A 10910-nucleotide genomic window follows, 5' to 3' on the forward strand; every position below is an offset into this window, starting at 1 on the left:
CGCCGATTTTGGCAGCGGCAGCAACGGTGTTCAGCGTGGCCGGGGCCAGCACTTTATTGTCGTGTTCAGCAATAACCAAGATAGTCATTTAGATTACCTTCGCTTCGTTTTTCAGTTTCTCGACCAGTTCAGCCACCGACTTGACCTTGATACCCGCGCTGCGTGCAGCAGGCGCTTCGACTTTCAGGGTCTTGTTGGTGGAGGCGGTGGAAACGCCCAAAGCGTCCGGAGTCAGCGTCTCGAGAGGCTTCTTCTTGGCTTTCATGATGTTTGGCAGGGACGCGTAGCGCGGCTCGTTCAAACGCAGGTCGGTGGTGACGATCGCTGGCAGTTTCAGGGAAACAGTCTGCGCGCCGCCGTCGATTTCGCGAGTCACGGCAACTGTGTCGCCGCTGATTTCGACTTTCGAAGCGAACGTGCCCTGACCGTAGCCGCTCAATGCAGCGAGCATCTGGCCAGTCTGGTTGTTGTCGCTGTCGATCGCTTGCTTGCCAAGGATCACCAGCTGAGGCTGTTCCTTGTCGACAACCGCTTTCAACAGTTTGGCAACAGCCAGGGAAGTCAGATCTTCGGCGGATTCGACGAGGATGGCACGGTCGGCACCCAGAGCCAGCGCGGTGCGCAGTTGCTCCTGAGCGGTGGACGGGCCGACGGAGACGACGACGATTTCAGTCGCAACACCCTTCTCTTTCAGGCGTACGGCTTCTTCCACGGCGATCTCGCAGAATGGGTTCATCGACATCTTGACGTTGGCAAGATCGACGCCGGAATTGTCCGCCTTGACGCGAACCTTGACGTTGTAATCCACAACGCGTTTGACAGCTACAAGAACCTTCATGGATTCCTCGTTACTCTCCGGTGAAAAGAAAGTCGCCTAGGCGAACCTGGCGGTTGATGCTCATCGGGCGCAAGGGCACCTCCAAAAACGCCGGCAAAAAGTGTCAAGTGAACATCGCTCACGATGTAGATGACCGTTCGTCAGCAGTGACTGACGAGTCATTCAATATCGCGGCGTGTAAACTGCGCGCCAATCCCGCGCGGCGCATCACTTGCCCAGGCCATCGCCCTGTCTTTAGAGGTGCTCTTGAAACCAACATTCAGCCTACGGCGAGCGCAAAACCGCCCGTATCTTGACCGGAACACCTATTCCGGTCAATACGGCAAAATAGCCGTTCATAAGCCGCGTGACTTTGATTTCTCTGGGTTTGAGCCATTTCAAACAAACGTTTGTATTGGACCCTGAGAGTGGTGTAGATATAATGCGCCACCCAAAGAGAAAGGTGGTCACTCGATTGTCCTCTCCCGACGTTACGCCGGGATTCAAGGATGCGACACCTAACCTCCAAAATTAGAAAAAAACTGTTGAGCCTTGAGTAGGAGATAGCCTGTGGAACGCGAATACATGGAATTCGACGTGGTCATCGTCGGTGCCGGCCCCGCTGGTCTTTCCGCCGCCTGCCGCTTGAAGCAGAAGGCTGCGCAAGCCGGTAAGGAAATCAGCGTCTGCGTGGTCGAAAAAGGCTCCGAAGTCGGTGCTCACATTCTCTCCGGTGCCGTGTTTGAACCACGCGCCCTGAACGAACTGTTCCCGGACTGGAAAGAACTCGGCGCGCCGCTGAACACGCCCGTCACCCGCGACGACATCTTCGTTCTCAAGAACGCTGAAAGCGCGCAGAAAATTCCTGACTTCTTTGTGCCCAAGACCATGCACAACGAAGGCAACTACATCATCTCCCTGGGCAACCTGTGCCGCTGGCTGGCCCAGCAGGCCGAGAACCTCGGGGTGGAAATCTACCCGGGCTTCGCCGCTCAGGAAGCATTGTTCGATGAAAACGGCGTGGTTCGCGGGATCATCACCGGTGACCTGGGCGTTGACCGCGAAGGTCAGCCCAAAGAAGGCCTGTACACCCCGGGGATGGAACTGCGTGGCAAATACACGCTGTTCGCCGAAGGCTGCCGTGGCCACATCGGCAAGCAACTGATCAAGCGTTTCAATCTGGACAGCGATGCCGACGCCCAGCACTACGGCATCGGCCTGAAAGAAATCTGGGAAGTCGATCCGGCCAAGCACCAGCCAGGCCTGGTGGTGCACACCGCCGGTTGGCCGATGGACATCATTGGCACCGAAAACACCGGTGGCTCCTTCCTCTATCACCTGGAAAACAACCAGGTTGTCGTTGGCCTGATCGTCGATCTTTCCTACAGCAACACCTTCCTGTCGCCGTTCGACGAGTTCCAGCGCCTCAAGCATCACCCGGTGCTCAAGCAGTACCTCGAAGGCGGCAAACGCGTCAGCTACGGCGCTCGCGCAATCGCCAAGGGCGGCCTGAACTCGCTGCCGAAAATGGTCTTCAAGGGCGGCGCGCTGATCGGTTGCGACCTCGGCACCCTGAACTTCGCCAAGATCAAAGGCAGCCACACGGCGATGAAGTCCGGCATGCTCGCGGCGGAATCCGTAGCGGACGCCCTGTTCGCCGACAAGGACGGCACCGAAGAGCTGACCACTTACGTGGATGCGTTCAAGAACAGCTGGCTGCACGAAGAACTGTTCGCCAGCCGTAACTTCGGCCCGGCGATCCACAAGTTCGGCGCTATTGTCGGCGGTGGTTTCAACTGGCTGGACCAGAACATTTTCGGTGGCAAACTGCCGTTCACCCTGCACGACACCAAGCCGGATTATGCGTGCCTCAAGCTGGCGGCCGACTGCAAGAAGATCGACTACCCGAAACCGGACGGCAAGATCAGCTTCGACAAACTGAGCTCGGTATTCATCTCTGGCACCAACCATGAAGAAGAACAACCGTGCCACCTGAAGCTGACCGATCCGAGCATCCCGATCAGCAAGAACCTGCCGCTGTACGATGAGCCTGCCCAGCGTTACTGCCCGGCCGGCGTGTACGAAGTGATCACCAAGGAAGACGGCGAGAAGCGCTTCCAGATCAACGCCCAGAACTGCGTTCACTGCAAGACCTGCGACATCAAGGATCCTGCACAGAACATCACCTGGGTGACGCCGGAAGGCGCTGGCGGCCCGACTTACCCGAACATGTAAGCCGAACCGCGAACATCAAGGCTCCCGAAACGGGGGCCTTTTTGTTGCCTGCGATCCAGGGCATAACACCACTCACTGTGGGAGCTGGCTTGCCAGCGATGACGGTTCATCATTCAACATTGCCGTCGACTGACCCACCGCTATCGCGAGCAGGCTCGCTCCTACAGGGGGAATGTGTTTAAACCTTGAGGCCAAGCTCCGCCGACAGCCGCGCTGTGACGCCTTTGATCAGAGGAATCAGCTCGGCCATTTTTTCCAGCGGCATATACGGCACTGTACTGGCAATGCTGATGCCGGCGACGATGCGTTTGCTGGCATCACGAATCGGCGCGGCCACGCAGCGGATCGACGGTTCGTTGTCTTCCAGGTCGAAGGCATAACCACCGGCCACGTACTCGATCATGCGCTGCTGGAACTGCTCCCAGGATTGCTCCGGGTGCTGCGGCCAGAACTGATTTTTCCCACCTGCTGGCAGGCTCACTTCGTACAGGCGCTGCCACTCTTGCGGCGTGTCGTCGAGCATCAGCGCCTTGCCGATCCCGGTGCGCGCCAACGGCATGCGGTGGCCGACCCGCGAGCGCATTTCCGGGCCGTTGCGCCCCGGATTCTTGTGCAGGTACAACACCTCGTCGCCTTCACGGATCGCCAGGTGAATGGTGTCGCCGGTCAAAGCCGACAACTCATCCAGATACGGTCCGGCCAGGGTCACCAGCGGCAACTCTTCGCGCGCCTGGAATCCCAGCTCGATCAGCTTCGGCCCCAATAGATATCCGACTTGCGGCACCACCCGCAGGTAACGCTCGTCCACCAGGCAACTGGCCAGGCGATGAGTGGTGCTGCGCGTGGTGCCGATCAAGCGGGCGATTTCCTTGAGATCGCGGGCGCCGCTGGCCACGGCCTGGACCACACCCAAACCGCGAAGCAGTGTCTGGGTGCCGGTCGGTGCGGCGTCCTTGGCGATTTTTGGGGCGTCTTCCTGCATATCCAGCCTTTACCGTTGAGCGAGTGAACGGGCGGCATTATGGTCGCCCGGATGGCACGACTACAACTTGATACGCTCGACCTTGCCCACCAGCAAGATGTAGGACAGCGCTCCCATCAATGCCAGTACCGAAATGTAGGTGATCGCCGGAGCAAAGGAATCACCGCTGGCGAGGAAGCCGATCACGATAGGCGTGGCGATGGCCGACAGGTTGCCGATGAAGTTGAACACGCCACCGGTCAATCCCAGCAAGCGGGCCGGCGCCAGCGTCGACACCAGCGACCAGGTGATCGAAGCCAGACCGTTGCCGAAAAAGGCCAATGCCAGGAACGCAATCACCAGCGGCGTCGATTCAACGAAGTTGGCGCCGATGATCGACGTGGAAATCAGCAGGCCACTGATGATTGGCAACTTGCGGGCGAAACCGACGCTGTAGCCACGGCGGATCAAAAAGTCGGAGAAGAAACCGGAACACAACACGCCGACGAACGCCGCCAGAAAAGGCAGCGATGCCAACAGACCGGACTTGATGAAGTCCATGCCGCGATATTTCACCAGGTAGGTCGGGAACCACGTCAGGAAAAACCACAACGTCGAATTGAGGCAGAACTGGCCAAGGTAAATGCCCCAGAGTTTGCGCTTGCTCAAGACAATACCAAGGTCGGCCCAACTGAATTTGGCCTTGACCTTGGCTTGTTCGGCCTGGATATCCACCAGCCCGCCGCCTTCGCGGATCAGATCGATTTCAGCCTGGTTGGCGCCTTTGAAATCCCGTGGTTCGCGATACACCGCGTACCAGATCACCGCCCAGAGAATGCCCACTGCACCTGTGGTGACGAACACCATGTGCCAGCCGAATTCATGCTGGAGCCAGGCCAGCACTGGCGTCAGGAATGCCAGGCCGACAAACTGTCCCGAGGTGTAGAAACCGATGGCCGTGGCGCGTTCGCGCTCGGGGAACCAGGTGGTGACCACGCGGCTGTTGATCGGATAGGCCGGTGCTTCGAGAGCACCGACGGCCATGCGCAGGACGAACAGCGCAATGAAGCTGCCAGCGAACCCGAGCATCACCGTGGCAATCGACCACAGCAGCAAAGCGGCGGTGTAGAGGATTCGCGGCGGTACCCGGTCCACCAGCCAGCCGCCGGGGATTTGCATGGCGGCGTAGGTCCAGCCGAACGCGGAGAAAATCAGGCCGACGTGAATCGGATCGATGCCCAGGTCGCTGGTCAGCGCCGGAGCGGCAATCGACAGGTTGCTGCGGTCCAGGTAGTTGATCACTACGGTGATGAACAGCAGCACCATGATGAAAAAACGCTTGCGGCTGGGCGCCGCCAACGACGCCTGCCCGGTAAGGGTTTGCGGTTGCATGGGGAGTGCCTCTTTTTATGTTTATTGAGGTCGTTCGTGATCGTTCCCACGCTCTGCGTGGGAATGCAGCCTGGGGCGCTCCGCGTCCCGAAAGCGGACGCAGAGCGTCCAGTGAGGCATTCCCACGCAGAGCGTGGGAACGATCATTGTGGTGAGTCAGTGAGGGATCACCACTCGGCGAAACTGCCATCGGCATGGCGCCAGATCGGGTTGCGCCAGCGGTGACCGACAGCGGCGCGTTCGATCACGTATTCCTCGTTGATCTCGATGCCCAGGCCCGGGCCATTGGGGATCTTCACGAAGCCTTTGTCGTAGTCGAACACCCGTGGGTCTTTGATGTAGTCGAGCAGGTCGTTGCTCTCGTTGTAATGGATGCCCAGGCTTTGTTCCTGGATGAACGCGTTGTAGCAAACAGCGTCCAGTTGCAGGCACGCCGCCAGGGCAATCGGGCCGAGCGGGCAATGCAGCGCCAGCGCCACGTCGTAGGCCTCGGCCATGTTGGCGATCTTGCGGGTTTCGGTGATGCCGCCAGCATGGGATGCATCCGGCTGGATGATGTCAACGTAGCCTTCGCTGAGCACACGCTTGAAATCCCAGCGTGAGAACAGCCGCTCGCCGAGGGCAATCGGCGTGCTGGTCAGCGGTGCCAGTTCCTTCAGCGCTTCGTAGTTTTCGCTGAGCACCGGCTCTTCGATGAACATCAGCTTGTACGGATCAAGCTCCTTCATCAGTACCTTGGCCATCGGCTTGTGCACGCGGCCATGGAAGTCGACGCCGATGCCGACGTTCGGGCCGACCGCGTCACGCACGGCGGCGACATTGGCCAGGGCCAGGTCGACTTTCTCGAAGGTGTCGAGAAATTGCAGCTCTTCGGTGCCGTTCATTTTCACTGCAGTGAAACCACGGCTGACCGCTTCCTTGGCTGCTCGCGCGGTGTCTGCCGGACGGTCACCACCGATCCACGAATACACGCGGATCTTGTCCCGAACCTGGCCACCCAGCAGATCGCTGACCGACACGCCCAGCGCCTTGCCCTTGATGTCCCACAACGCCTGATCGATACCGGCCAGGGCACTCATGTGAATCGCCCCGCCCCGGTAAAAACCGCCGCGATAGAGCACGGTCCAGATGTCTTCGATGTTGCGCGGATCCTTGCCGATCAGGTAATCGGACAATTCTTCAACGGCAGCCGCCACCGTGTGAGCACGACCTTCGACCACGGGCTCGCCCCAGCCGGTCACGCCCTCGTCGGTTTCAACCTTGAGGAAGCACCAGCGCGGCGGAACGATGAAGGTGGTCAGTTTGGTGATTTTCATCTGATTGTCTCTCTTGTTAGATGCAGCGCTCGCAGCGCCAAAAAAGTCTTAGCGAAGGGCTTTCCAGGCAGTGACATAGGCCTTGGCATTGGCCGCCACTTGCTCCGGGGTCATGCCCGGTTTGAACAGGCCCGAACCGAGGCCGAAACCTTTGACGCCCGCGTCGATAAACGCCTGCATGTTGTCCGGGGTAATCCCGCCGACGGGCAACAGGACGGTTCCGGCCGGCAGCACCGCGAGCCAGGCTTTGACGACTGCCGGCCCCATCTGCTCGGCCGGGAACATTTTCAGCACGTCCGCGCTTTCAGCCAGTGCCGCGAACGCTTCGGTCGGTGTAGCGACGCCCGGTGACAGGTACAGCCCGGCTGATTTCGCTGCGCGCAGGACTTTCGGGTCGCTGTGGGGCATGACGATCACCTGCCCGCCCGCCGCTTTCACCTGCTCGACCTGTTCCGCAGTCAGCACTGTCCCCGCACCGATCAGGCAATCGGCGGGCAAGGTATCGCGCAGGATACGGATGCTTTCGTACGGCACAGGAGAGTTGAGCGGGACCTCGATAACCCGGAAACCGGCGGCGTACAGGACTTCCCCGATGGCGGCCGCTTCTTGCGGATGCAGGCCGCGCAGGATCGCGATCAGACCGTTTTGCGCCAGTGCTTGTTTGAGCATGTCAGGACTCCAGTCAGGTTTAACGGATTGGGTTGGGCCGGATCAGGCCGGCGGCCAGCGCCAATTGCCACAACCCGCGTTCGGTGGCCTGCTCGGCCAGGGACACTCGGGCAAAGCCGCAAGCGTCGAGGGCGCGGCTATAACGAGTGCAGAGTTGGGAATTGCCGATGAGGATGATTGATGGCAGATGCACGCTGTTGCGACGACGCCGTTGAGCATTGGCCAGGGCCGACAGTTCATGGCCGATCAACAGGCCGGACAGATAATCCGGTTGCGCCGCAGCGCTCAGCTCGCCGGTCAATCCGAGGCTGCGGGCGCTGAACAAAGTCGACAGCACGCCGATCTCACCGTCCGCCGACAACGCGACCTGCACCCCGCGATCGAACGCAGCGCCATCAAACGCGCCGCCGCGCTGTTGGGTGCGCCCCAGGATGCTGTGTTCGCTGAGTACGGCGAAGACTTCACCGGTCATGAAGGTATCGAAGTGCACGATGCAGCCATCGGTGACTTCCACCCATTTTGAATGGCTGCCTGGCAGGCCGATCAACACTCCGGCGCCCGCCTCGTCCGCCAGCGTTTGCAGAACACCGAGTACCTGGGTTTCTTCGCCACGCATCACGTTTGGCAGGCGCGAGCGTTGAATCACGCCCGGCACAATATGTACATCGACACCGCGCAGACTGCGCACGGTTTGCAGGGAAGTTCCGAGATTGGCGACATTCGCCGGCGTATCGCAGTAGGCCGCTTCACGCCAGCCCTGGGCGCTCCCGACCATCCCGCAGGCTATCACCGGCAAATCTGGCTGAGCATCGAGCCAGTCGCCGCAAGCCTCGTCAAAAGCCAGTTCAAAACCGTTGGTGCATTCACGACCGTTGATGAGTCGCGGCGCCTTGGGCAACTGCATGATCCCCGACGACAGCGAGCGCTGTTCAAGGACCTGGCCGCCTTCGGCAAGTTTGTAAGCACGTAATGAGGTTGTCCCCCAATCGAGCGCGATCAATTGCGCCAGCATCGCTTCACCTGTTTTGTTTTTTGGCAGTGAGTGAGCGGGACTATAAACCTTGGCGCAGGTAAATCTCAATATATAAATATCAATCCCATATATTGGAACAACACCAAAAAAAACCATCGCCTGCGACAGCCTCCTGTAGGAGCCAGCCTGCTGGCGATGGTCGTCAACGATAATGGGGGAAGCCTGAAACCCTGTGGTGTTTGCGATTTTTTCGCGAGCAGGCTCGCGCCTACAAAGAGCGGTTCAATTACCTTCGGCGAACTCTCTCAACACCTTCCCATCCATCCGATAGCGAACCCATTCCTCCTGCGGCTGCGCACCCAGGGATTTGTAGAAATCGATGGCGGGGGTGTTCCACTCCAGCACGCTCCACTCAAAACGGCCGCAGTCATTGGCACAGGCGATTTTGGCCAGATGGCGCAGCAGCGTCTTGCCCGCCCCGCCACCACGCTGCTCGGGGGTGATGTAGAGGTCTTCGAGGTACAGGCAGTTGCTGCCCAGCCACGTGGAGTAGCTGAAGAAGAACACCGCGAAGCCGATCGGCAAGCCATCGCGCAGGCAGATCAGACCATGGGCCGTTGCGCCTTCGCTGAACAGACTGCGCTCGATGTCGGCGACGCTGGCGATGACTTCATGGCGGGCACGTTCGTAGTCGGCCAGTTCAGTGATGAACGCGAGAATTTGCGGCGCATCGCTGGGGGTCGCCGGGCGGATTTCGATCGTCATGGACGTGCCTTGTCAAAAGTGGAAAACGCCATACTAAGTCGGTGAGTGATTTGTGGCGAGACATCGCAACCGGGCTGAACCGTTCGTCGTTCATCAGGCACCAATCAGAAACAGGGGCGGACCAACATCAGGTAAGGACTCTAAATCAATGGAGACACCACCATGATCATGTCCAGGCTGCCCGCTCTAGCCTTTGCTGCCCTGCTCTCCCCGTTCGCTGTCGCTGCGACCACCGCGTCCGGCACCGGCCCGACCAATCCGGTCGAACCGCCCAAGGCTCCCGCCATCCAAAGCGCCCCCGGCATGAACACCAACGGTACGGGCGTCGACGACAGCCTGCCGCCGTCCACGGGTACTGACCCACGGACTCAAGGCAACGATATGGGCCGCCAGGGCGGCCTGAACCTGCCGGACACCAAAACACCCGACAACGCCGGCCCCGGCGTTGGTTCGAAAACCACCACCGGTGGCTCAGGCTCCGAAGGTGGAGTGAGCCAGTAAGTTCGCCGCAAGACCTACCCATCGCCATGAAGAGGTAACCATGAACGTCGATAAAAACCTGGAAAAAGAAGTCCTCACCCGCCTGCTGCACGCCCATCCAAGCGGACTGGGCAAGGAGGTCCTGGACAATTACCGGGGGGAGAAAGTCGTGGCCAGCACCCTTGCCGAATTGCAGGACCGCGGCTTGATCCAGCACGGCAATGTGCAGTGCAACGAAGCCGGCGAACACTCGTTGAACCTGCCGATCAAACTCAGCGCCGCTGGCGTAGAGGCCGCACGCAAACTGGATATCTGAATGACTCTGATCGCCAGCGGCTAGCCTGCTGGCGATCGCGGCGGATCAGCCGCCGAAAGTATTACGGATCAACGCATCCACCTCTGTAGATCCGGGCGACGTCGCAGGCCCCCAGCGTGTGACCGCCAATGCCGCCGCCGCATTGGCCCGACGCGCCGCCTCCTGTGCGTCCAACCCCTGGGCCAATCCGGCGATGAACACTCCCGCATGAGCATCACCGGCACCGTTGCTGTCCACGGCCTCGACCTTGAATCCCGGCACATGCCTGTGCTCGGAACCCTGGTTGATCCAGCAGCCATTCGGCCCATCACGCACCACCATCAGCACATCCTGCGGCAGATAGCCGAGCAGTCGATCCAGTGCCTGAGCAATATCCGCAGCGCCGGTAATCTTCAGTGCTTCGAGGCTGTTGCTGGTCCACACGTCGATGCGCGGCAGCAACGCCTGCATCAGCGGCTCATCAGGTGAATCCACCAGTGGCCCCGGATCGAACACCACGCTGACACCTTTCGGCAGCGCAAGCACCCAGTCCACCAACGGCTGTGCCTTGCCCACATGCAGCAGGCTGTAGCCGCTGACGTAGACAAAATCCCCCGCCTCGGCCGGGACACTGGCCAAATCCTCGGCGCTCAACTCACCTTCGGCGCCGATGTAGGACACGAAACTCCGCTCGGCCGAGGCGTCCGTAATCGCGACGCACAACCCGGTATCACGTTCGGCCGGATCTGCAATGCCGATCCGGATGCCTTCCGCGCTCATGGCGTCGCGGGCCAGATCACCGAAACGCCCGGTGCCGTGTCGCCCGAGGTACACCACCGGCAATCCGTTGCGCTGCGCGGCGGCCATTACATTAAAACCGCCGCCGGCTTCGAAACTGGCGGATTGCGCTAATACGTCACCCCCTGCTTGCGGCAATTTATCCACGGCCATCACCAGGTCGATGATGACCTGGCCGGTGTGCAGCATCTTAGGCATGAGCATTCTCG

The 10910-nt window shown here is 60.0% G+C and carries 11 protein-coding genes; 3 read left to right on the forward strand and 8 right to left on the reverse strand.

Features of this window, described 5'->3' with window-relative positions; genetic code table 11:
* Positions 1 to 88: 88 nt before the first annotated feature.
* Positions 89 to 838, reverse strand: a complete 750-nt coding sequence (locus tag D8U18_RS00460) for an electron transfer flavoprotein subunit beta/FixA family protein (RefSeq protein ID WP_130904417.1) — start codon at positions 836 to 838, stop codon at positions 89 to 91.
* A 549-nt stretch (positions 839 to 1387) separates the two neighbouring features.
* Here D8U18_RS00460 and D8U18_RS00465 point away from each other — a divergent pair.
* The gene (locus tag D8U18_RS00465; RefSeq protein WP_131106787.1) at positions 1388 to 3052 is read left to right on the forward strand and encodes an electron transfer flavoprotein-ubiquinone oxidoreductase; all 1665 of its coding nucleotides are present in this window, start codon (positions 1388 to 1390) and stop codon (positions 3050 to 3052) included.
* 178 nt (positions 3053 to 3230) lie between these two features.
* Here the strand turns inward: D8U18_RS00465 and D8U18_RS00470 are convergent, their stop codons facing one another.
* From D8U18_RS00470 to D8U18_RS00500, 6 genes are all read right to left on the reverse strand, one after another.
* Positions 3231 to 4034: an IclR family transcriptional regulator gene (locus D8U18_RS00470; RefSeq protein WP_103405745.1), complete on the reverse strand. Its 804-nt coding sequence runs from the start codon at positions 4032 to 4034 to the stop codon at positions 3231 to 3233.
* Positions 4035 to 4094: 60 nt separating this feature from the next.
* Positions 4095 to 5405, reverse strand: a complete 1311-nt coding sequence (locus D8U18_RS00475; protein ID WP_056855908.1) for an MFS transporter — start codon at positions 5403 to 5405, stop codon at positions 4095 to 4097.
* A gap of 167 nt (positions 5406 to 5572) precedes the next feature.
* Positions 5573 to 6721 carry a galactonate dehydratase gene (gene dgoD, locus D8U18_RS00485; protein ID WP_056855909.1) on the reverse strand — a complete coding sequence of 383 codons (1149 nt, stop codon included), beginning with the start codon at positions 6719 to 6721 and terminating at the stop codon, positions 5573 to 5575.
* A 48-nt stretch (positions 6722 to 6769) separates the two neighbouring features.
* Positions 6770 to 7390 (reverse strand): 2-dehydro-3-deoxy-6-phosphogalactonate aldolase, encoded by a 621-nt coding sequence (locus D8U18_RS00490; RefSeq protein WP_131106789.1) that lies wholly within the window; start codon positions 7388 to 7390, stop codon positions 6770 to 6772.
* A gap of 19 nt (positions 7391 to 7409) precedes the next feature.
* Positions 7410 to 8402: a 2-dehydro-3-deoxygalactonokinase gene (locus tag D8U18_RS00495; RefSeq protein WP_131106790.1), complete on the reverse strand. Its 993-nt coding sequence runs from the start codon at positions 8400 to 8402 to the stop codon at positions 7410 to 7412.
* 243 nt (positions 8403 to 8645) lie between these two features.
* Entirely contained in the window at positions 8646 to 9128 is a 483-nt protein-coding gene (locus D8U18_RS00500; RefSeq protein ID WP_056855912.1) for a GNAT family N-acetyltransferase, read from the reverse strand.
* Between the two features lie 162 nt (positions 9129 to 9290).
* Here D8U18_RS00500 and D8U18_RS00505 point away from each other — a divergent pair, with 162 nt between their 5' ends.
* Together D8U18_RS00505 and D8U18_RS00510 are read left to right on the forward strand one after the other, a co-directional pair.
* A complete protein-coding gene (locus D8U18_RS00505) occupies positions 9291 to 9629 on the forward strand; it encodes a hypothetical protein (protein ID WP_130904419.1) in 339 nt (112 codons plus the stop codon).
* Between the two features lie 40 nt (positions 9630 to 9669).
* Positions 9670 to 9924, forward strand: a complete 255-nt coding sequence (locus D8U18_RS00510) for a hypothetical protein (RefSeq protein ID WP_056855914.1) — start codon at positions 9670 to 9672, stop codon at positions 9922 to 9924.
* 45 nt (positions 9925 to 9969) lie between these two features.
* On the opposite strand, the gene D8U18_RS00515 is transcribed toward D8U18_RS00510, so the two are convergent.
* Positions 9970 to 10899 (reverse strand): PfkB family carbohydrate kinase, encoded by a 930-nt coding sequence (locus D8U18_RS00515; RefSeq protein ID WP_131106791.1) that lies wholly within the window; start codon positions 10897 to 10899, stop codon positions 9970 to 9972.
* Positions 10900 to 10910: the final 11 nt, after the last annotated feature.

The organism is Pseudomonas sp. Sample_10 (genome assembly GCF_004321495.1).
Lineage (GTDB): Bacteria > Pseudomonadota > Gammaproteobacteria > Pseudomonadales > Pseudomonadaceae > Aquipseudomonas.

Excerpts from the sequence above, each read along its gene's own strand:
- D8U18_RS00460 (WP_130904417.1), bottom strand. The coding sequence starts at position 838 with ATGAAGGTTCTTGTAGCTGTCAAACGCGTTGTGGATTACAACGTCAAG.
- D8U18_RS00470 (WP_103405745.1), bottom strand. The coding sequence starts at position 4,034 with ATGCAGGAAGACGCCCCAAAAATCGCCAAGGACGCCGCACCGACCGGC.
- D8U18_RS00475 (WP_056855908.1), bottom strand. The coding sequence starts at position 5,405 with ATGCAACCGCAAACCCTTACCGGGCAGGCGTCGTTGGCGGCGCCCAGC.
- dgoD (WP_056855909.1), bottom strand. The coding sequence starts at position 6,721 with ATGAAAATCACCAAACTGACCACCTTCATCGTTCCGCCGCGCTGGTGC.
- D8U18_RS00490 (WP_131106789.1), bottom strand. The coding sequence starts at position 7,390 with ATGCTCAAACAAGCACTGGCGCAAAACGGTCTGATCGCGATCCTGCGC.
- D8U18_RS00495 (WP_131106790.1), bottom strand. The coding sequence starts at position 8,402 with ATGCTGGCGCAATTGATCGCGCTCGATTGGGGGACAACCTCATTACGT.
- D8U18_RS00500 (WP_056855912.1), bottom strand. The coding sequence starts at position 9,128 with ATGACGATCGAAATCCGCCCGGCGACCCCCAGCGATGCGCCGCAAATT.
- D8U18_RS00505 (WP_130904419.1), top strand. The coding sequence starts at position 9,291 with ATGATCATGTCCAGGCTGCCCGCTCTAGCCTTTGCTGCCCTGCTCTCC.
- D8U18_RS00510 (WP_056855914.1), top strand. The coding sequence starts at position 9,670 with ATGAACGTCGATAAAAACCTGGAAAAAGAAGTCCTCACCCGCCTGCTG.
- D8U18_RS00515 (WP_131106791.1), bottom strand. The coding sequence starts at position 10,899 with ATGCCTAAGATGCTGCACACCGGCCAGGTCATCATCGACCTGGTGATG.